Source organism: Streptomyces toxytricini, from assembly GCF_014649915.1.
GTDB classification, from domain to species: domain Bacteria; phylum Actinomycetota; class Actinomycetes; order Streptomycetales; family Streptomycetaceae; genus Streptomyces; species Streptomyces toxytricini.
On sequence record NZ_BMTY01000010.1, the window covers coordinates 1 to 19,484 of the forward strand.

The window sequence follows — 19,484 nt, forward strand, 5'->3', positions numbered from 1 at the left end:
TCGACAGCCCGGCGATCGCGATCGTGGCCCCGATCAGCCCGATGTAGCCGAACACCGGCTTGCGCGAGAAGACCGGCAGGATCTCGGTGATGATCCCGAAGAACGGCAGCGCGATGATGTAGACCTCGGGGTGCCCGAAGAACCAGAACAGGTGCTGCCACAGCAGCGGCCCGCCGTTGGCCGGGTCGTAGACGTGGCTGCCGAACTTGCGGTCCGACTCCAGCACCAGCAGCGCCGCCGCCAGCACCGGGAACGCGAACAGCACCAGCACCGACGTCAGCAGGATGTTCCAGGTGAAGATCGGCATCCGGAACATCGTCATCCCCGGCCCGCGCAGGCAGATGATCGTGGTGACGAAGTTGACGGCACCGAGGATCGTCCCGAACCCCGACAGCACCAGCCCCATGATCCACATGTCGCCGCCGATGTACGGGCTCCGCTCGGCCCCGCTCAGCGGCGTGTACGCCGTCCAGCCGAAGTCCGCCGTCCCCTGCGGGGTGAACAGGCTCGCGACGACGATGATCCCGCCGAACAGGAAGAACCAGAACGACAGCATGTTCAGCCGCGGGAACGCCACGTCCGGAGCACCGATCTGCAGCGGCATGATCGCGTTGGCGAAACCGGCGAACGTCGGCGTCGCGAAGAACAGCAGCATCACCGTCCCGTGCAGTGTGAACGCCTGGTTGTACTGCTCCGCGGAGACGATCTGCAGGCCCGGCCGGGCCAGCTCCGCCCGCATCAGCAGGGCCAGCACACCGCCCACCAGGAAGAAGAGGAACGAGGCGATCAGGTACAGGTGCCCGATCTTCTTGTGGTCGGTGGTGGACAGCCACTCCACCATCACCTGCCCCCGCGACCGGCCCGGTACCGGTACGGGCGCGACGGGCTCGGTGGCAGCCGATGCAGACAACCCGGTGCTCCTCACTTTGGCGGACGGTCCTTGCGCCCGGCGGCGGCGCGCGGCCCGGCCGGGCGTCCTCCACCGTCGCAGGACGGGCCCCCTGCGGGCGGCCACCACGCGGGGCTGCGGCCGGTACGCGCCGCGTTTGGGGGATGCCGCCCGCCGCCGGGCCGCCGGGCGATACCGTGGCGGCGGCAAGCCGTCGGTGTCCCCTGGAGCCTGAGTGATGAGCGACATGCCGGTCCGCGCCGACCGCACCCCCCGGCCCCGGGCCGGCGCCTGATGGCCGCGCCGCGCGGACGCCGCGCCCGCATCGCCTTCTCGGACGCCGCGGCCAAGCAGCTGGAGGACATCACCAGCGAGGCCGAGCTCCACGCCCTGGACCGCGCGTTGGTCGTCATCTCCGTCGACCCCGACATCGGCGAGCCGCTCCCCGGCAGCGGCCCCGGCCCCCGCCTGCTCCGGTACACCGACGACGTCGAACCCGTCCGCGTCCTGTACTTCGTCACCGCCCTGCGCACCGTGGTGGTCGTCGCGTACATCGAGGTGTGACACCGCGCGGGACGGCGGGTGACAGAATGCCCGTCACGGCCCACGAAAGCCCCGCGCCCGGCCCGGCAGTACCCGCCCGGCGCCTCCAGGCCGCCGCCGGCGCCCCGTGGCGCCCCACGGGGTCAGGCGTCTTCCCGCACGCGGCGCTGGTCGACGGGACCTGGTGGGTCCTGCGGCTCAACGATTTTCCCGACCACCCGCTCCACACCCTCTTCGCCGACGGCCGGCGCATCGCCGACCTGGACGACGACCTCCCGCTGCCGGGAGGGCGGCAAGCCGGGGGCGACACGGCCCCCGCCCTCACCGCCGCCGAACGAGCCACGGTCCTCGACCTCATGGCCGGACTCGGCCCGTACGGTGCCGAGCACGGCACCCCCTGCACCGACGACTGGTGCACCTGCGAGATCCTCACCGACGCCTACGTGCGCCGCGAGGCCGGCTGAACGGCCCCCGGCCCTGGAGCGGCCTGAGCCGGAGACGGCCGGGGCCGGCCAGGACCGCGGCGCTCGTCAGGCGCCCTCGCCCAGGACGGTGCCGATGAGCTGCCGCTGGTCCTCCGTCAGGTACGGATCGCGCAGCTCCACTGCCCGCCCGCCGGCCTCCAGCACGTACGCGAAACCGTCGGGCACGGCCGGCCCGTCCGGAGGGCAGCCGCCGCGCAGCGCCCTCGCGGCCAGCGCCTCCAGAGCGGAGCCGTCGGTGCGGCACTCGGTGTCCAGGGAGCCGCTGCGCTCCCTGCCGGTGAAGCCGCCCGTACGCGTCACCGTGATCAGCATGGGTTCCTCCTCTTCGGCGCCGCCCTCGCCGCCGGGCCGGCAGGCTCCGGCAGGGGCGGCGCACCATTGTCCGGCCGGAGCAGGGACACCGTCCCGCATGCCCCCGAATTCGGCCCGCCGACGCCCCGCCGGGCCGGCACGCCGAAGACGGCCGAAAACCGCCTGCGCCGGAGCCCTCAGGAGCCGCCGCCGTGCGGCCCCGGCCTGCCGCGCGAGCCGAAGCACGCGGTCACGGCCTTGCCGCCGTGGACGGCGTGCACGTCGCAGGAGTCGGCCACCGCGCTCACGATCCCGAGCCCGCGCCCCGAGGTGGCCCCGAGGTCGGCGTCGGCGGGGCGCATCCGCGGCATGCGCGGGTCGTCGTCCGCGACACTGACGTGCAGGCAGCTGCCGTCCCAGGTCAGCACCAGCCGCGCCGAACCACCGGCGTAGCGGTGGGAGTTGGTCACCAGCTCGGACACCGTCAGCAGCACCGAGTACGTCGCCTCCCGCCTCGTGTCCTCGTCCCACGGCACCGACTCCAGATGCTCCGCCGTCCATTCCCGGGCCGCCCGTACCCCGCGCGACACCGGGAAGGAGCGGGCCCAACCCACGGCCCTGACCGTCACCATCCCCACCTCCGCTTCATCTCCGCAACGCGCCGTGCGGCGCGCCGTCCTGTCGGTGTGTCACTGCGCGGGTACCCAGCCGCGGCGCGCGCACCCGCCCGGGGGCCGAACACCCCGGTTCGCGAGACGAAGCGTCTTGCGTCGGCGCCCCGCGTCTCGTAAGGTCGTACACGTCACCGAGACGAGACGGTTCGTCTTGCTCCTGACGCGCAGTGCCGTGCCCCCCTGCCGCCCACCCCGGGAGTCCCGCCCTTGTTCCGTGTCCAACTCTCCGACGTCACCAAGCGCTACGACGACCGGATCGTCCTCGACCGCGTCTCCCTCTCCGTCCGCCCCGGCGAGCGCATCGGCGTCGTCGGCGACAACGGCTCCGGGAAGTCCACCCTCCTGAAGCTGCTCGCCGGTCTCGAAGCCCCCGACAACGGCAGCGTCACCGTCGAGTCCCCCGGCGGTGCTGGCCACCTCGCCCAAACCCTCGACCTGCCGGGCACCGCGACCGTCGGCGCGGCGATCGACCTCGCCCTGGCCGACGTGCGCCGGCTGGAGGAGGCCATCCGCGCGGCCGAGGCCGCCCTGCACCGCACCGGCGATCTGGAGGGCTACGCGGCCCTGCTCGCCGCCTATGAGGCGCGGGGCGGCGCCCACGCCGACCGCCGCGTCGACAGCGTGCTGCGGCGGCTCGGCGAGCGCGAGCCCCTCGACCGCGCCCGGCCCCTCGGCACCCTCTCCGGAGGCCGGCGCTCCCGCCTCGCCCTCGCCGCCACCCTTGCCGCCGACCCCGAGCTGCTCCTCCTCGACGAGCCCACCAACGACCTCGACGACGAGGCCGTCGGCTGGCTGGAGGAACGGCTCCTCGCCCACCGGGGAACGGTCGTCGCCGTCACCCACGACCGCGCCTTCCTCGACCGGGTCACCACCGCCGTCGTCGAGGTCGCCCAGGAGACCCGGACCGTGCGCCGGTACGGCAACGGCTACGGCGGCTACCTGGCGGGCCGGGCCGCCGACCGGGCACGCCGGGAGCGGGAGTACGGGGAGTGGCGGGCCGAGACCGCCCGCCGCGCGGCCCTCGCCGACAGCGGCATCGACCGGCTCGCCGCGATCCCGCGCAAGGCGCCGGCCGCCTTCAGCGGGGCGGGGGCCTTCCGGGCCCGGTCCCGCGCGCACGGTGCGATGGGCCGCATCCGGGCCGCCCGCGAACAGCTGCGGCGGCTCGCCGAACACCCGGTCCCGAAGCCGCCGGAGCCGCTGCGGTTCGCCGCCCGGATCGAAGGTCGCGCGGCGGCCGTCGAGCTGGCCGGCGTACGGGTCGAGGGGCGCCTCCGGCTGGACGCCCTGCGCCTGAAGCCCGGCGAGCGGCTCCTGGTCACCGGGCCGAACGGCGCCGGCAAGACCACCTTGCTGCGGCTCCTCGCCGGCGGGCTCACCCCGGACGCAGGAGCGGTGCGCGCCCCAGCGCGGGTCGGCATGCTCGCCCAGGACACCGTACTGCCCGACGATCCGCGCACCCTTGCCGCCGCCTTCGGCACGGGCCGGGAGGAGGAGCTCCTGGCACTGGGCCTGTTCGCCGAGGCCGACCTGCGCACCCCGGTCCGGTGCCTGTCGACCGGGCAGCGCCGCAAGCTGGAGCTCGCCCGCCTGGTGACCGCGCCGGCGGACCTGCTCCTGCTCGACGAGCCGACCAACCACCTGGCACCAGGCCTGGTGGAGGAGATCGAGGCCGCGCTCGCGCAGTACGAGGGCACCCTCGTCGTCGTCAGCCACGACCGCCGGCTGCGGGCGGGCTTCGCCGGCCGGCGCCTGGAGCTCGACCCGTGGCCCGGCGCCGCCGCCCCTGCGGCCGCCCGCGCCGCCGCGGCCCGGTGACCCGCAGGCGGACGGCGAACGGCCCCTTGCCCCCGGACGGGGAAGGAGCCGTTCGCCGATGTGCTGCGCCGGTCCGCCATGACGGGGCGGATCAGGTCAGGTCACGTGTGCCGGTGGGCGCGTCGACCTCCGGTGGCCAGCCGGTAGAGGGCCAGCAGGATGACGGAGCCGATGACGGCGGCGATCCAGGTGGAGAGGTCGAAGAACCCGTCGATCGAGTCGACCCCGAAGATGACCTTGCCGAGCCACCCGCCGAGCAGGCCGCCGGCGATGCCGATGAGTGTGGTGATGATGAGGCCGCCGGGGTCCTTGCCCGGCATGAGCGCCTTGGCGATGAGGCCCGCGAGCAGGCCGATCAGTATCCACGCGATGATGCCCATGACGCGTCTCCTACCTCCTGGTGTAAGGCTTGTGTGACTCCCGTTTTGACGCTCTGGGACTTTTCAAACGTGTCCTTCTGCGACTTCCTTGCCGACAGGCCACTCGCCGTCCATTGGCCCTCCCGCGGGTCCGGCGCGCCGGGAACACTCGGAGATCCACTCGACACGGAGGAGTCGCCATGCAGGTGGCCGTGGTCACGTTCGACGGGTTCAACGAGCTGGACAGCTTCATCGCGTCCGCGCTGCTGAACCGGTGCCGCAAGGACGGCCTGGAGGCCTTCATCACCACGCCGGCACCCGTGGTCACCTCGATGAACGGCGTGCCGGTGACCGGGCAGCGCCCCCTGGAGTTCGCGGCGGAGGCCGACGTCGTGCTCGTCGGAAGCGGGATCAGGACGCGCGACGTCGTCGCCGACGACCGGCTCGTGTCCCTGCTGACGCTCGACCCCTCCCGGCAGCTGGTCGGGGCGCAGTGCTCGGGCGCCCTGGTGCTGGCCCGGCTCGGCCTGCTGGACGGCGTGCCGGCGTGCACGGACCGGACGAGCCGCCCGTTCGTGGAGGACTTCGGGGTCACCGTGCTGGACGAGCCCTTCCACGCCGAGGGGAACGTCGCCACGGCGGGAGGCTGCCTCTCCTCCCAGTACCTCGCCACATGGGTGATCACCCGGACGCTCGGCGAGGACGCCGCCCGCGCCGTCCTCGACTACGTCGCCCCGGTCGGGGAGAACCGCGAGACGGTCGAACGCGCCCTCCGGGCGGTCCGGACGGGTGAGCGGGCGGCCGCCGCACGGCCCTGACCCGGACCCGGGCCGGCCGTGCAACCTGCCGTCACACGAGGACACCCGCGAAGAACATGGCCCCCAGCAGCGCGTACTGGGCGGCGCACGCCGCCAGCAGCAGGGCCTGGGCCCAGCGGGGAAGGTGCCTGACGAGGAGGAGCCCGACGAACATCTGGGCGTGGTTGCGGTACCACGACATCTCCGCACCGGCGAAGAAGGGCGTCCAGAAGACGGCGAGCGTCAGGACCAGGGCGGCCCATTCGGCGGTGTCCAGCCGCCGGTGCCGCACGAGCCGTACGGCGGCTGCCGCGAGCACGAGCAGGACGAACGCCGCGTTCAGCCACAGCTGGCCCCGGTGGGCGGAGAGCCCGTGTTCCACGAGCCAGGGGAGGGGCCCGTCCGGGCGGTACCAGTCGGCGAACGGGAAGTCGTAGGCGTTCCGGATCTCCTCGAAGGGCAGGCGCAGGCCGCCCTGACCGTAGCTGGACGCCTGGAGGGCCTCGTACGCGTCCCAGCGGCCCGTCCCCTGCCACATCAGCCACTTGGCCCACAGCACTCCGCAGGCGGCGAGGGCCGCTGAGCCGGCGGCCTTGGCGCACCGCACCGGACGGCTGTCCCCTGGCCAGGCGAAGAAGGCGCTGAGCAGCAGCATCCCGACGGCGGCCGCGCCGACGAGGTGGCAGGCCGCCGCGGCGAAGCCGCCCGCGGCGGCCGCGGGCCAGGAGCCGCGCTTGACCCCGGCGACGCAGACGAGCAGCGCCAGCGTGCCGGCGGCGAGCGGGAAGAGGGCGTGGAAGTAGATCCCGCCGGGGAAGACCGCCCCGATGGCGAGGGTCAGCCCGCCGGCCGGGCCGGGCCGGTCTCCGAGGAGCCGCCACAGCATGACGAACATGCCGAGCAGGCACGCCTCGGTGAGGACGGCGGCGGCGGCCTCGTACGGGAGCCCCGTGGCGGACACGGCCCTCACGGCCATGGGGTAGCCGGGGAACCAGGCGACGTTGCCGCACAGGACGTCGGGGAAATCCGGATACCGCTCCCGGCACGGGAACAACTCGTAGCCGGCCCGCGCGATGGAGAGGTAGTGATCGGCGTCCCAGCGGCGCCGGGCTGCCGTGGACCAATAGGAGATCCGGGAGCCGTCGTTGGCCGAGGACAGGGCGGCGACCAGCCAGGCGGCCAGGTTCGCGGCGATCCACGCGGCGACCGGCGGCAGCAGCCGGCGGACCCGGCCCGGGAGTGAGGCGTGCGGCCGCCCCGCGGAGTCGGCAGCGGCGGAGGAGGCGGCCACGCCGGTCACCGGCGGGACGCCGGCAGGGCGCGGCGGGCTGCACTGGCCGTCGGCGGGGGAGCGGCGGACACGGCCATGTGCCCAGCATGCCCGCCGCCGCTGCCGCCCGCGGCCAGGAGCGGCAGGGCGAACGGGTGACGCGCCTGCCCGGCGGCGGGCGGCTGAGGCGGGCGGGGGCCCGGCCCGGGTCAGGCTTCCTGCGGACGGCCGAACAGCAGGTCGTAGCCCGGCGGCAGTTGCAGCAGGACCCGCCGCAGCACCTCGTCGTCGAGGGTGTCGGCGACGACGCTGAGGACCGCGCTGACGTCCCAGCGGGCCGTCGCCTCCGTCGCCCCCTCGATCCAGGCCGCGGTGGCCCGTACGAACCGCTGAGGGTCGAGGGGTTCGGCGGCCCGCAGCGGGTTGAGCAGGATCAGGGCGTAGGCCTCGGGCAGGCCGGCGGCGACCCGGGCCCGGTCCTCGCCCACCAGGTGCGCGCCGAGCAGCGCGAGGACCACCCGCGCCGCCCGGTCGGCCTCGTCGCGGCTGCCGTACTCGCCGCGCTCACGGACGTGTTCGATGAAGGCGTCCCATCGCAGGGTCATCGCCGGCTCCTCCCGGCCCGGGGGTGTGGGCGGCCCGCAGGCCGCCCGCCGTCAGCTGCTGATCTGCTTGCGGGAGCCGTCGCCGATGGCGATCCGGCGCGGCTTGGCGCGCTCGGCGATCGGGATGCGGAGCGTCAGCACGCCCGCGTCGTAGTCGGCCTCGATGCGCTCGGTGTCGAGGGTGTCGGCCAGTACGACCTGCCGGGAGAACACCCCGAGGGGACGCTCGGACAGCTCCACCTGGGCCTGGTCCGACTTGGCCGCGGGCCTGCGCTCGGCGCGGACCGTCAGCATGTTCCGCTCGACGTCGATGTCGACGGCCTCCTTCGCCACGCCCGGGATGTCGAAGGCGATCACGTACGTGTCGCCGTCCCGGTAGGCGTCCATCGGCATGGCGGACGGCCTGGACCACGTCCCCGGGCCGAGGAGCTGCTGGGCGAGGCGGTCCATCTCACGGAAGGGATCGGTGCGCATCAGCATGGGAGAACACCTCCGGTCGTCTCGGCTGCGGTGCCAGTGCGCTTCGAACACCTCCGTTGTAACATGTCGTCCAAGCGATGACAAGTAGGCATGTAACCCTGTGGATGACGTGCCGGGTGCCGGGGTAGTCTCTCCGCCACCGGTGCGCGTACCGGTCCCCCCATCCTGGAGGTATCCGTGACCACACCCCAGCAGCCCGCCGGGCCGCCCGGCTCCCCGGCCTCCTTCCCGGCCGCCGCGGCCGCCCTCGACGCGATCGGCAAGGCCGTCCAGGACGCCCACGGCCAGGAGGCGGACGGTCCCCGCGACACCGACTCCGCCCTCGCCGCCCTGCTGCTCCTGCGCGAGGTCCGCGAACAGCTCGCCTCGTGGGAGAGCGGACTCATCGAGACGGCCCGCGCCGCCGGCGCGAGCTGGGCCGACCTGGCCGGCCCCCTCGGCGTCGCCAGCCGGCAGGCAGCCGAGCGCCGCTACCTGCGGCTGCGCCCCGGAGCCGCAGGCACCACCGGCGAACAGCGCGTCCAGGCCACCCGCGACTCCCGCGCGGCGCAGCGCAGCGTCAACACCTGGGCCCGGCAGAACGCGGGGGACCTCCGCCAGCTCGCCGGCCAGGTCAGCGCGCTCACCGGTCTCGACAGGCCGGGCAGCGCCTCGATCGGCCGGGTCCGCAGTGCGCTCGCCGGCGACGACGCCGCCGACCTGCTCGGCCCGCTCAGCGCGGCCGCACCGCACGTACGGGCGGGGAACCCCGAGCTCGCCGACCGCATCGACGCAGTGAACCGGCACACCGACCGCGTCCGCCGGGCCAGCGACCGCCGCCGCCAGGGCCCGGACGGCGGCGAGTAGCCCCGGGCTTCCGGCGCGCGCCCACGGCCCATCCGCGGGGGCGCCGGTACGATCCGGGGATGGAACGTGCGGAAATCCTGAAGCGGGTCATCGCCATCCTGACGGAGGTGCAGGAGATCCGGCACGCGGTGGAGGCAGGCGAGGACCCCGAGATCCCCGAGGCGGAGTCACAGGTCGTCACGGAGCTCCTCAACGAGATGCTCCCCTCGATCCGCGTCCCCGCCGACGCCGCCCCGAAGGAGGTCGTCCGCCTGGTCGCGGGCTCGCTCGGACCGGCCCTGCAGAGCATGGTCGCCGGCTTCAGCCTCGCCTTCACCAGCCTGGCCATGGCCCACGACAACGGCCGCACGGACCTCACCTCCACGGACGTCCTGCGCACCCTGGCCCTGGAAGTCGAACGCGGCACCTACGACGACGGCACCCCCTGACCCCCGCCGTGCCCCGAGCGCCCTGGGCGCCCGCGGGAAAAAGCAGGCGGCCGGGGGCGGTTACGGCCGCTACGATCAGGCCCCCACCCGAACGGACGCCACGGAGGCCGCGATGGACCGGGCCGCCCCTCGAACGCCCCCGGCGGACGCCCGAGGCCGGGACGCCGCATGGTCGCCCTACCCCAAGATCCCCTCCCGGGCCCGGCCCGTCGGCACGGCGCGCGCGGCCCGCGAGTGGGTGGCGCAGGAGAAGGTCCACGGCGCGAACTTCGCCGTGCACTGCGACGGGACGGGAGCCCGCCCGGCCAAGCGCCGCGAACTCCTCGCGGAGGGCGGCCTGGACGACTTCTTCGGCGTCGCCCGGATCTGGCCCGCCCTCGCCGTCGCCGCCGACCGGTGCGCGGCCGCCCTGCGCCGCCACTGCGGAGCAGACCCCTCGGCCCCGGTCACCCTGTACGGGGAACTCGCCGGCGGACGCTACCCGCATCCCGACGTCCCGCCCGCCCCCGGCACGGAGCCCGTCCAGACCGGCGTCTGGTACGCGCCGGGACTGCTCTGGCTGCCGTTCGACGCTGCCGTCCGGACCGGCGACGGCACCTGCTGGGCGGGCGAGCGCGCCCTGCGGGAGGCCGTGACGGTCGCGGGCCTGCACTGCGCCCCGCTCCTCGCACGCGGCACCCTGGCCCGCGTCCAGGAGGCGCCTCCGGTGTTCGAGACCAGGGTGCCGGCGCTTCTCGGCCTGCCCGCGCTGCCCGGCAACCTCGCGGAGGGGCTCGTCGTCAAGCCGGCCGGCGACTGGTGGGAGTCGGGACCGGATGCAGCCGCGCGCCCGGTGGTCAAGGCGAAGCACCCGGCCTTCGCCGAGGACGGGCGCTACGACGGCTCGCGCCCCTACACCGCGCCGCCCGAAGGCGCCGCCGGAGTGCCAGGCTGGCTCCTCTCCCAGGCGGCCGCGCTCCTCCCCCCTGCACGGGCCGCGGCCGCCGTCGGCAAACTCGGCCCGCGCACACCGGCCGAGGAGGCCGCCGCGGAGATCGCCCGGGACGCCGCCCTGGACCTCGCCGACTCCGTAGGCGGCCTCGACGGCGCCCTGGCCGCGGCCCTGGAGCGGGCGCTGCACCCCGGAGCGCTCGCGCTCGCCCGCTTCGACGCGGCCGACCGCCGCCGGACCTGACCGGACCCGGCCCCGGGGCCCACCGGCTCGGAGCCGGTGGGCGGCGCGCACCCGCTTCAGGCGGAGCGGGCGGCCCGTGCGGCCTTGGGCATGGCCATGGGCCGGCGGGCCGCCGGGCGCGGGGGAGCCGTCGCGCCTCGCCGGGCACGCCCCGCCCACGAGGGGGCGGGGCAGCCCGTGGGGGCGGGGTGGCCGGACGGGCTGTGGTCAGCGGCGGTGGTTCTCGCGGCCGCCCCACGACTGGGTGTCGACGATGTTCCCGCGGGCGTCGCGCAGCGTGGCGGTGTCGCGCTCGTCCCAGATCTGGCGGCGGCTGTCCTGGTAGACGTCGGTGCGCGTGTCGCGGCCGTGGCCGGTGTGGACCCGGACGCTGGAACGTCCGTCGAGGCGGAGGCGGTCGAAGCGGTAGCGGTTGCCCTCGCGGTCGGTGAGGGTGAACCCGCGCAGCTCCACGGCCTGCCGGCCGTTGTTCCGCACCTCGACCCACTCACGGTTGAGGTCGTTCACGGTGCGGCCGCCGCCGCGGGTGCGGGTGCGGCTCTCGTGCTGCACGTCGCCGATGGCGAGGGCGGAGTGGCGGGCCGCACGGCGGTCGCGCCGGTCGTCGTCGTGGGCGGCGGCCGGCAGCGCGGTCGCGCCGACCAGGGAGCCGGCGGCGAGGACGGCGGCGAGCAGACGGCGGGCGGGGAGGGAAGCAGACATGGGGGTGACTCCTTCGAAAGGCGAGCCCGCACCGGACGCCGACGCGCCGGACGGACTCCGTGCGGTTCCCGGCATCGTGCCGAGGCGCCACACTCTGGCCTCCGCGCACCGCCGAACGCCGCATCTCGGGCGCGTGTTTCCCCATGCGGACATTTCCGTAACACTCCCGTGTAACGGACAAGAGTCAACGGCGTTTGACGGTCATGGCGGTGCGGCCCCGCGACGGCCCGCGCGCCGCTTGGCCTCCGGGTTCGGCGGCCGGATGCCCGGCCGCGCGGCGGCGTACGCCGAACGGGCGGACCGCCTCGTAACAGCCCGCCCTCGCCGGCGGCGGCTGCCGAACCGGTGTCAGGCGAAGACGACGCAGGCGGCTGCCGGGACCTCCGCCTGCCCCGACCGGCTCAGCCGCCCGGTCTTCGGGTCGGCCTCGAACCACGTGACGTCCCCCGACCACTCGTTGGAGACGTAGACGCGCCGCCCGGACGGATCGGCCGCCAGGTCCCGCGGCCAACTCCCGCCGCACGGCACGGTCTGCACGTGCCGGGGCTCCCCGGCGTCCCCGGACAGCGCGAACGTGTGCAGCACGTTGCTGCCGCGGACCGCCACCCGCAGGAACCGCCCGTCACCCGACACCAGGCCCACCGAGGGGTACTCGCGTTCGCCCGCAGCCTCCGACGAGCGCAGCGGCACCGCGCCGGCGGGATCGAGCCTGCCGGCCGCCGCGTCCCAGCGGCAGACCGTCAGCAGGGGCTCCAGTTCGTGCACGACGTACGCGGTGCCCCCGCCGGGGCCGAACGCGAGGTGGCGGGGCCCGCTTCCGGCGGGCAGGGCCGTCTCCGCGTGCAGGCGCAGCGTCCCCGTCGCCGGGTCGAGGGCGCAGACGCGTACGGAGTCGGTGCCGAGGTCGACGCTGAGGACCCACCGGCCCGACGGGTCGGCCAGCACCTGGTGGGCGTGCGGCCCGGTCTGCCGGTCCGGGTCGGGGCCCGAGCCCTCGTGCGCGAGGACGTACGGGTCGCCGGCGGGGCTGCCGTCGGCGCCGAGTCGAAGGCTGCTCACGCTGCCGGAGGCGTAGTGCGCGGTCAGCAGCCGGCCGCCGGCCAGGCCGAGGTGGGTGGGTCCGCGCCCGCCGACCGGTGCCGGCCGGCCGAGCGGGACGAGCCCGCCGGCCGCGGTCCGGTACGCCGCGACGACGCCCTCGCCGGCGTCGCTGTCGCTCACCGCGTACAGGAACCGCCCCCCGCCGCCGAGCGCCAGGCAGGCCGGGTTCACGATCCCGTTCGCGGCGGCGAGGGGGGTCAGTGCCCCCGTGTCGGGGTCCACCGCGGCGGTCGTGATGCCGTCGCCGCCGCCCGTCGTGAAGGACCCGATGTAGGCGCGCCGTCCGCGCGGTCCGCCGCCGTGGTCCGTGGTGCTCGCGCCGCCGTCCACCGAAGTGTCCTTCCCGCCGCCTGTGGGAGTCGGAAAGGACGATAACAGGACAATAGGGGTGTCCGGATCTTTCGTCGGCCCTCCGGCGCGTCTGGAATCCTGAACCAGACCGGGGGCTCGGGCCGGGGCCGTGCCGACCGGACGGGGGCGGGGCCTCGGCGGGCAGAGGGAGGGCGTGCATGCCGGTGAACGGGGAGACGAGGGCGGACGGCCGCGGAGTACGGATGACCCGCATGGGCGGCCGATGGCGGGTGACCCGGCCGTGGCCGGCCCACCTGAGGCCCTTCCTGCACAGTTACGCCGGCTACTGGGAGGCGGCGGCCACGCCCTACCGGGTGCGGCTCGTGCCGACCGGCCGCGCCGTGGTGCTGATCAACCTCGGCGAGCCGTTCGCCCAGGTGCGGCGGCTCGCGGACGGCACGGGCCTCACCGGCCAGGCCACCGGCGCGCTGGTGGTGGGCCTGGAGGACGGGCCCCGAGTCTGCGACCACCCCGGCGGGCAGGAGGCGATCCGCCTGGAGCTGACCCCGCTCGGCGCCTACCGGCTGTTCGCCCTGCCCATGGGGGAGCTGACCAACAGGGCCGTCGGACTCGGCGATGTCCTCGGGCCGGCGGCACGGCTGCTGGTGGACCGGATGGCCGCAACCCCCAGCTGGACCACCCGGTTCGACCTGCTGGACGCCGCCCTGACCGCGCGGCTCGACAGCGGCCCGGTGCCCGCCCCCGAGGTCGTCCAGGCGTGGCGGCTGCTGCGCGACAGCGGCGGCACGGTCCCGATCGGCCGGATCGCCGCCGACGTCGGCTGGAGCCAAGGGCACCTGGTCCGCCGCTTCACCCAGCAGGTCGGCCTCACGCCGAAGGCGTCCGCGCGGGTGCTGCGCTTCCAGCGGGCCGTACGGCTGCTCACCGGCGAGCACGCCACCCCCGCCGACGTCACCGCCGCCTGCGGCTACTACGACCAGGCCCACCTGAACCGCGAGTTCCGCGCCCTGGCCGACACCACCCCAGGCCGGCTGGCCGCGGCCCGGCTCGCGGAGGGGGCGCTCACCCTCTGAGGCGAGGTCAAATTCGTCCAAGCCAGGCCGTCCCCGCCGCCGCTAGTGTCCCCTCCATCGCCGAACGGGCACCCGGCCCGCGGAACGAGGGAGTGGTCGATGGAAGAGCTGCTGCGCATCCTCGTCGCCGGTGCGCTCACGGGCGCGCTGGTCGGAGCGGCCGGCGCCCTCGGACGCCGCAGCCGCAGGCGCCGCGAGGGCGGCGGCACGGAACGCCGCTGACGGCCCCGGGGGCCGGCGCCGGGTCCGCCACGGGGGAGCGGACCCGGCCCCGGCCCCCCCTGTCCGCCCGGCGCCGTCAGCCCTTGGGCAGATCCGCGTCCGTGCGCTCCGACTCCGTCAGGGCGCGGTGCCAGACGTACAGCGCCACCGCCATGACGAGGATCAGGACCGTCAGGACGAGCAGCTCGACGCCCTGGACCTGCCAGGTGAAGGACTTCTCCGCCTCGGCGGTCACGATGAGCACCTTGCGCACCCCGGCGATCATCCCGACCACGAGGAACGGCTCGGCGTTCAGCGTCCGGTTCAGGATCGTCAGGCGGACCGTGTGCAGCAGCTCGGCGACGATGAACAGGACGAGGCTGCTGTCCAGCGCCGACAGCACGATGGCCTGCTCGTCGTACGGCCCGCGGATCGCCGCGACGGCATCGCCGACCACCCCCACCGCCAGCAGGCCGGCCAGGAGGATCAGGAACGCCGCCACGACGAGGTGGATGCCGTCCTCCGCCGCGCTCAGGACGCGCTGCACCCGCGAGTCCCCGCCGTCCTTCCGGGCCGCTGTCATGCAGCGCATGCCAGGTCGTCTCCTTCGGATCCTGCCTGACCCGCGCCGCCCGCCGCGTGCGGGTCAGCCGACCGCCCGCCGCACGAGGGCGGCGATCCGCTCCTCCACCTCCTCCGTCACCTCGGTGAGGGCGAAGCCGGCCGCCCACATGGGGCCGTCGTCCAGGGCGGCCAGGTCGCTGAAGCCGAGGGTGGCGTAGCGCGCCTTGAACTTCTCGGCGCTCTGGAAGAAGCAGACGACCTTGCCGTCCCGGGCGTACGCGGGCATGCCGTACCACAGCTTCGGGGCGAGCTGCGGGGCGTGTGCCCGGACGACGGCGTGGACGCGCTCGGCCATCACCCGGTCCGACTCCTGCATGTCGGCGATCTTCGCGAGGACGTCGCGCTCGGCGGCCGCGGCCTTCTCCGCGGCCGAGCCGCGGCGGGCGGCCTTCTTCATCTCCTGCGCGTGGTCCCGCATCGCGGCCCGCTCCTCGGCGGTGAAACCGGCGTACGTGCTGTTCTCGGTGGTGCTCATGGGATACGGCTCCCGGGGTCTCGGTGGGTCTGGGCGGTCTTGGCTGGTGCGGTGTGCGGTGTGCGGTGTGCGGTGGGGCTCAGCGGTCCTGGAGGAGGCCGACGAGGTTGCCGTCGGGGTCGATCACGGTGGCCGTCAGGCGGCCGCCGCCGACGTCGCCGACCGGGTCCTTCACGGTCGCGCCGGCCGCGGCCAACTCGGCGAGCTTCGCCTCGATGTCGGCCACGTGCCAGTAGGCGAGCGGCGCGGTCAGACCCTGCGGCCCGCCGGCCGGCAGCAGCCCGAGGTGCTGCCCGCCGGCCTCGAAGCCGACGTAGTAGGGGGCGTCGACCTGCGGCGGGACGCCCAACAGGGCCGTGTAGACCGCCTTGGCCTGCCCGAGGTCGGAGACTGGGACCAGCACGGTGCGGAAGCCCTGGTGGTCGGAAGCGGTCGTCACGGCAACTCCTCGGTTCGCGGGGTCGGATGGGCCCGGTCCGTGCGTCCGGCGGGCCCGTTCTCGCTGTGCCCCCAGCTTCCCCCGGCAGGCGTACGGACCGCCTCCGTGCTCACCACGGAAAGCACCACGGAGACACCACGGCCCGCGCACCCGCCGGGACTTCGGAAGATCATCGGATAATAGTGCGGTGACCACTCCAGCCATCTCGTCCCGCGAAGCCGAAGTCCTCGACCTGCTCGGGGAGCACCTCAGCAACGCGGAGATCGCCGCCCGGCTGTTCATCTCCGTACGCACGGTCGAGTCGCACGTCTCCTCGCTGCTGCGGAAGCTGGAGCTCCCCGACCGCCGCGCGCTCTCCCGCCGCTCGCCCGGCGGTACGGCGCCCCGCCCGGCAGCGGCCGCGCTTCCCGTCCCGCTGACGGCGTTCGTCGGCAGGGCGCGGGAGCAGGCGGAGCTCGCCGAGGCCGTCACGGCCGGCCGGCTGGTCACCGCGGTCGGCCCGGGCGGCATCGGCAAGACGCGCCTCGCCCTGGCGGTCGCGGCCCGGGCGGCCGCCGACTTCCCGGACGGCGTGTGCTTCGCCGACCTCGTCCCGGTCACCGACCCCGGGCGGGTGGCCGCCGCCGTCGCCGCCGCCACCGGTGTCGGCGAGCAGCCGGGCCGCAGCCTCGACGAGGTCCTCCCGGCCGCGCTCGCGGACCGCCGGACGCTGCTCGTCCTGGACAACTGCGAGCAAGTACGCGAAGGAGTCGCCCCGTTCCTGGAACGGCTGCTCACCGCCTGCCCCGGGCTCCACGTCCTGGCGACGAGCCGAGCCCGGCTCATGGTCCCCTTCGAACGGGTCTTCCCCGTCCCGCCGCTGTCCCGCGTCGGCGGCGGCCGGTCGGAGGCGGCCGCCCTGTTCCTGGAGCGGGCGGCGGCGGTCGGCCGGGCCCCGGCTCCCGCGGAGCACGACCACGTGGTGGCCCTCTGCGAGCGCCTCGACGGCATGGCCCTGGCGATCGAACTGGCCGCGGCGCGCTGGTCCACCCTCGGCCTCGACGGCCTCACGGCCGGCCTCTCCGACCAGCTGCGCATCCTCGCCGGCGGGCCCCGCGCCGACGGCCGGCACCGTTCCGTTCGCGCCGTCCTCGACTGGAGCCACGACCTGCTCGCACCGGAGGACCGGGCCCTGCTGCGCCGGGTGTCCGCGTTCGTCGTCCCGTTCACGGCCCGGGCCGCAGCCGAGGTGGCGGGCTTCGCCCCGCTGGATCCGGCGGCCGTCGCCGACGGGCTCGGCAGGCTCGCCGAACAGAGCCTGCTCACCGTGACCGCCTCCCCGGGCGGAACCCGCTACCACGCCCTGGAGACCATCCGCCAGTACGGCACCGAGCGGCTCGCCGACGCCGGGGAGCTCGGCGGCGTACGCCGACGCCACCTCGCCTGGTGCCTGGACGCCGCGGCCGCCCTCGCCCACGACGCGGCGGACGCCGGCGGCTTCCCCCGCGGCTCGCGCGGCGCCGACCCCGGCGGACCACAGGGCGGCGCGGCGTGGCGGGTCCGCTTCGACTCCGTCGCCGACGACCTCAGGGCAGCCCTCGCCTGGGCCGCCGGCCTGCCCGAGCACCGCGCCGACGCCCACCGCCTCGCGTGCGCCCTCGCCGCCTCGGCCTTCGCCCGCAACCTGCTCGGCGAGGCCCAGCAGCGCCACGAGCAGGCGGCCGGACTCGCCGCGGACGCCGCGGACGCGGCCGCCGCCCTGCGGCAGGCGGCCGGAGTCGCCGGCTGCCGCCGGCTGGGCGACGACATGTACCGGCTGCACCGGGCCGCCGGCGAGGCGGCCCGCCGCGCGGGCGACCCCGCCGCGGCCGCCCGCGACCTGGCCACCGCCGCAACGGTCGCCTACCGCTTCTCCAGCACGTTCGAGGAGATCCCGACCGCCGCGCAGGCCCGGGCCCTGCTCGACGAAGCCCGCACGCCGACCGCCGCCGCCTGCGGGGACCCTGCCGCCGAAGCGGCCGTGGCCCTCGCCGAAGCGGCCGTGGTCGCCGACGCCTTCGGCGCCGTCCAGGGGGACGCCGACAACAGCCCGGCCGACACCGTCGCCGCCGCCGGGCGCGCCGTCAACCTGGCCCTCCGCGCGGGCGACACCGTCGCCCGGTCCGCCGCGCTCGACGCACTGTCCGGCGCGCAGAGCTGGGCAGGCGACTCCTTCGCCGCCGCGGCCGCCGCCCGGCAGCGCCTGGACCTCCTGGACCGGGCCGGCGCCGCCACGCCGGCCGCCACGCACGAACTCGTCGACGCCCTCGCGATGGCCGCCGCCACCGCCGTCGGCACCGGCGAACTGCCGCAGGCCCGCGCGTGGGGCGAGCGCCTCGCCGGCCGGCCCCTCCTGGCCGAGGTCGGCGACCACGCCACCTCCTGGCTGCTCGTCGCCGACGCGCTGGCCGGCCGGGCCGACGACGTCCTCGCCACCAGCCCCCGCTTCCTCGCCGCCTGGGAACGGACCGGCCGGCAGCGCTCCTTCTCCCTCGGCCCGGCCGCCGCAGCCGTCGCCATGGTCCACGGACTGCGCGAAGACCGCGGCGCCCGCGCCGCATGGCTCGCGATCGCCGACCGGGCCGGCGCCGAGGACGACCACCGGCACGGCCACGGAGCCGTCTTCGACAGCATCGTCCTGCTGCACCGCGGCGACCCGGCCGCCGCCCTCGAACGGACCGCGCCCGAACCCGAAGCCGTGTGGAAATGGGTCTGCTGGGTCTGGCTGCACTGGTACGCGGCCCTCCGGGCCGAAGCCGCGGTCCTCGCCGGACACCCCGCCGCCGCGGCCCGCATCACCGCCGCCCGGGACCTCGTCGCCGGCAACCCCGTCGCGACCGCCCTCACGGACCGCGCCCAGGCCCTCCTGGACGGCGACCGGCAGGGGCTGCTCGCCACCGCCGACGCCTTCACCACCGCCGGCTGCCCCTACCAGGCGGCCCGCACCCTGCTGCTCGCCGGCGGCCGCCACGCCACCGCAGGCGCCGCCGCGCTCGACGCCCTCGGTCTGCGGACCGGCCCCGCCGGCTGCACCACGGCGCACTGACCCCCCGGCCGGCCGCCGCACGCCGACGGCTACGGTGGGCGGCACACGACACACGAGGGGGAGGAGCCGCCATGGCATTCCGCAAGCTGCTCAGCGCGCTGGGAGTGGGCGCGCCCGAGGTCGAGACCGAACTGGACCGCACGAAGTACCTCCCGGGTGAGGAGGTCACGGGCACCATCACCCTGCGCGGCGGCGCCGCGGACGCGGAGATCGAGCGGCTGACCGCGGAGCTGGTGGTCCGCTTCGAAAGCCACATCACCGAGTCCGCCTACCTGGACACCGTCGCCCGGCGCGAGCTGCCCGGACCCTTCACCCTCCGGGCCGACGAGGTCCGGACCGAGCGGCTCGCCCTGCCCCTCCCGCTCGCCGCGCCGCTCACCCACGCCGGCGGCCGCCCCCTCAAGGGCGCCTACTGCGCGATCCGCACCGAACTCGCCGTCGACAAGGCCGTCGACCGCAGCGACCTGGACGAGATGGAGGTCCACGCCCTGCCGTCGCAGGCCGCCGTCCTTCGCGCCTTCGAGGAACTCGGGTTCCGCTTCGACGAGGCCGAGGTCAAGCCCGGCACCGCCCTCGGCTCCCGCCAGGACGTGGACTGGTGGCAGGAGATCGAGCTGTCCGCCCCGCCCGGGTACGGGCTCGACACCGTCGAGCTGCTCCTCGCCGTCCTCCCGGACGAGATCGACGTACGCCCCGGGACGACCGTCGCGCCGCTCACGCTGCGGCACGAGGAGACCGCCGACCACGCCGCCCTGGCCGCCCGCCTGGAGGCCCACCTGCGCAGCGTCTTCCCGCCGCGCTGACACACCGCCCGCCCGCGGCCGTCACCGGAAC

General features: G+C 75.6%; 23 protein-coding genes. 11 read left to right on the forward strand and 12 right to left on the reverse strand.

Going from position 1 to position 19,484, the window contains the following annotated elements; all coding sequences use genetic code 11:
- Nucleotides 1-910, reverse strand: a 910-nt coding sequence (locus tag IE170_RS14110; RefSeq protein ID WP_444545709.1) for a cytochrome c oxidase subunit I, incomplete at its 3' end; no start/stop codon positions are given.
- Nucleotides 911-1,183: 273 nt separating this feature from the next.
- Here IE170_RS14110 and IE170_RS14115 point away from each other — a divergent pair.
- Both IE170_RS14115 and IE170_RS14120 read left to right on the forward strand, forming a co-directional pair.
- A complete protein-coding gene (locus IE170_RS14115; protein WP_189809709.1) occupies nucleotides 1,184-1,453 on the forward strand; it encodes a hypothetical protein in 270 nt (89 codons plus the stop codon).
- A 26-nt stretch (nucleotides 1,454-1,479) separates the two neighbouring features.
- Nucleotides 1,480-1,896, forward strand: a complete 417-nt coding sequence (locus tag IE170_RS14120) for a hypothetical protein (RefSeq protein WP_189809710.1) — start codon at nucleotides 1,480-1,482, stop codon at nucleotides 1,894-1,896.
- A gap of 66 nt (nucleotides 1,897-1,962) precedes the next feature.
- Here IE170_RS14120 and IE170_RS14125 read toward each other — a convergent pair whose 3' ends face one another.
- Together IE170_RS14125 and IE170_RS14130 are read right to left on the reverse strand one after the other, a co-directional pair.
- Nucleotides 1,963-2,229 (reverse strand): protealysin inhibitor emfourin, encoded by a 267-nt coding sequence (locus IE170_RS14125; RefSeq protein WP_189809711.1) that lies wholly within the window; start codon nucleotides 2,227-2,229, stop codon nucleotides 1,963-1,965.
- 176 nt (nucleotides 2,230-2,405) lie between these two features.
- The gene (locus IE170_RS14130; RefSeq protein ID WP_189809712.1) at nucleotides 2,406-2,840 is read right to left on the reverse strand and encodes an ATP-binding protein; all 435 of its coding nucleotides are present in this window, start codon (nucleotides 2,838-2,840) and stop codon (nucleotides 2,406-2,408) included.
- A 249-nt stretch (nucleotides 2,841-3,089) separates the two neighbouring features.
- Between IE170_RS14130 and IE170_RS14135 the strand changes: the two genes are divergently transcribed.
- Nucleotides 3,090-4,700 (forward strand): ABC-F family ATP-binding cassette domain-containing protein, encoded by a 1,611-nt coding sequence (locus tag IE170_RS14135; protein WP_189809713.1) that lies wholly within the window; start codon nucleotides 3,090-3,092, stop codon nucleotides 4,698-4,700.
- Nucleotides 4,701-4,801: 101 nt separating this feature from the next.
- Here the strand turns inward: IE170_RS14135 and IE170_RS14140 are convergent, their stop codons facing one another.
- Nucleotides 4,802-5,080, reverse strand: coding sequence for a GlsB/YeaQ/YmgE family stress response membrane protein (locus IE170_RS14140; protein WP_189809714.1), 279 nt, complete (start codon nucleotides 5,078-5,080; stop codon nucleotides 4,802-4,804).
- 179 nt (nucleotides 5,081-5,259) lie between these two features.
- On the opposite strand from IE170_RS14140, the gene IE170_RS14145 reads away from it, so the two are divergent.
- Nucleotides 5,260-5,877 carry a DJ-1/PfpI family protein gene (locus tag IE170_RS14145; RefSeq protein ID WP_189809715.1) on the forward strand — a complete coding sequence of 206 codons (618 nt, stop codon included), beginning with the start codon at nucleotides 5,260-5,262 and terminating at the stop codon, nucleotides 5,875-5,877.
- Nucleotides 5,878-5,908: 31 nt separating this feature from the next.
- Here IE170_RS14145 and IE170_RS14150 read toward each other — a convergent pair whose 3' ends face one another.
- From IE170_RS14150 to IE170_RS14160, 3 genes are all read right to left on the reverse strand, one after another.
- On the reverse strand, nucleotides 5,909-7,147 hold the full coding sequence (locus IE170_RS14150) for a hypothetical protein (protein WP_189809716.1): 1,239 nt from the start codon (nucleotides 7,145-7,147) through the stop codon (nucleotides 5,909-5,911).
- Nucleotides 7,148-7,335: 188 nt separating this feature from the next.
- On the reverse strand, nucleotides 7,336-7,731 hold the full coding sequence (locus IE170_RS14155) for a DUF2267 domain-containing protein (RefSeq protein ID WP_189809717.1): 396 nt from the start codon (nucleotides 7,729-7,731) through the stop codon (nucleotides 7,336-7,338).
- A 51-nt stretch (nucleotides 7,732-7,782) separates the two neighbouring features.
- The gene (locus IE170_RS14160) at nucleotides 7,783-8,211 is read right to left on the reverse strand and encodes an Hsp20/alpha crystallin family protein (protein WP_189809718.1); all 429 of its coding nucleotides are present in this window, start codon (nucleotides 8,209-8,211) and stop codon (nucleotides 7,783-7,785) included.
- A gap of 177 nt (nucleotides 8,212-8,388) precedes the next feature.
- Here IE170_RS14160 and IE170_RS14165 point away from each other — a divergent pair, with 177 nt between their 5' ends.
- From IE170_RS14165 to IE170_RS14175, 3 genes are all read left to right on the forward strand, one after another.
- A complete protein-coding gene (locus IE170_RS14165) occupies nucleotides 8,389-9,057 on the forward strand; it encodes a type III effector protein (RefSeq protein WP_189809719.1) in 669 nt (222 codons plus the stop codon).
- 59 nt (nucleotides 9,058-9,116) lie between these two features.
- Nucleotides 9,117-9,485 (forward strand): hypothetical protein, encoded by a 369-nt coding sequence (locus tag IE170_RS14170; protein WP_189809720.1) that lies wholly within the window; start codon nucleotides 9,117-9,119, stop codon nucleotides 9,483-9,485.
- A 112-nt stretch (nucleotides 9,486-9,597) separates the two neighbouring features.
- Nucleotides 9,598-10,659 carry an RNA ligase family protein gene (locus IE170_RS14175; RefSeq protein ID WP_189809721.1) on the forward strand — a complete coding sequence of 354 codons (1,062 nt, stop codon included), beginning with the start codon at nucleotides 9,598-9,600 and terminating at the stop codon, nucleotides 10,657-10,659.
- Nucleotides 10,660-10,866: 207 nt separating this feature from the next.
- Here IE170_RS14175 and IE170_RS14180 read toward each other — a convergent pair whose 3' ends face one another.
- Entirely contained in the window at nucleotides 10,867-11,361 is a 495-nt protein-coding gene (locus IE170_RS14180; RefSeq protein ID WP_189809722.1) for a lamin tail domain-containing protein, read from the reverse strand.
- Nucleotides 11,362-11,709: 348 nt separating this feature from the next.
- Complete coding sequence (locus IE170_RS14185) at nucleotides 11,710-12,792, reverse strand: lactonase family protein (RefSeq protein WP_189809723.1); 1,083 nt, start codon at nucleotides 12,790-12,792, stop codon at nucleotides 11,710-11,712.
- A 179-nt stretch (nucleotides 12,793-12,971) separates the two neighbouring features.
- Here IE170_RS14185 and IE170_RS14190 point away from each other — a divergent pair, with 179 nt between their 5' ends.
- On the forward strand, nucleotides 12,972-13,847 hold the full coding sequence (locus tag IE170_RS14190) for a helix-turn-helix domain-containing protein (RefSeq protein ID WP_189809724.1): 876 nt from the start codon (nucleotides 12,972-12,974) through the stop codon (nucleotides 13,845-13,847).
- Between the two features lie 99 nt (nucleotides 13,848-13,946).
- Nucleotides 13,947-14,069: a hypothetical protein gene (locus tag IE170_RS33175; protein ID WP_263407003.1), complete on the forward strand. Its 123-nt coding sequence runs from the start codon at nucleotides 13,947-13,949 to the stop codon at nucleotides 14,067-14,069.
- Nucleotides 14,070-14,145: 76 nt separating this feature from the next.
- Here the strand turns inward: IE170_RS33175 and IE170_RS14195 are convergent, their stop codons facing one another.
- The 3 genes from IE170_RS14195 to IE170_RS14205 all read right to left on the reverse strand — a co-directional run bounded on the left by IE170_RS14195 (nucleotide 14,146) and on the right by IE170_RS14205 (nucleotide 15,586).
- The gene (locus IE170_RS14195; protein WP_223856424.1) at nucleotides 14,146-14,640 is read right to left on the reverse strand and encodes a phosphate-starvation-inducible PsiE family protein; all 495 of its coding nucleotides are present in this window, start codon (nucleotides 14,638-14,640) and stop codon (nucleotides 14,146-14,148) included.
- A gap of 54 nt (nucleotides 14,641-14,694) precedes the next feature.
- The gene (locus tag IE170_RS14200) at nucleotides 14,695-15,147 is read right to left on the reverse strand and encodes an iron chaperone (protein ID WP_189809725.1); all 453 of its coding nucleotides are present in this window, start codon (nucleotides 15,145-15,147) and stop codon (nucleotides 14,695-14,697) included.
- 79 nt (nucleotides 15,148-15,226) lie between these two features.
- Nucleotides 15,227-15,586, reverse strand: a complete 360-nt coding sequence (locus IE170_RS14205) for a VOC family protein (RefSeq protein ID WP_189809726.1) — start codon at nucleotides 15,584-15,586, stop codon at nucleotides 15,227-15,229.
- Between the two features lie 187 nt (nucleotides 15,587-15,773).
- Between IE170_RS14205 and IE170_RS14210 the strand changes: the two genes are divergently transcribed.
- Nucleotides 15,774-18,650, forward strand: a complete 2,877-nt coding sequence (locus tag IE170_RS14210) for an ATP-binding protein (RefSeq protein WP_189809727.1) — start codon at nucleotides 15,774-15,776, stop codon at nucleotides 18,648-18,650.
- A 71-nt stretch (nucleotides 18,651-18,721) separates the two neighbouring features.
- The gene (locus IE170_RS14215) at nucleotides 18,722-19,453 is read left to right on the forward strand and encodes a sporulation protein (protein WP_189809728.1); all 732 of its coding nucleotides are present in this window, start codon (nucleotides 18,722-18,724) and stop codon (nucleotides 19,451-19,453) included.
- The last annotated feature ends 31 nt before the right edge of the window (nucleotides 19,454-19,484 follow it).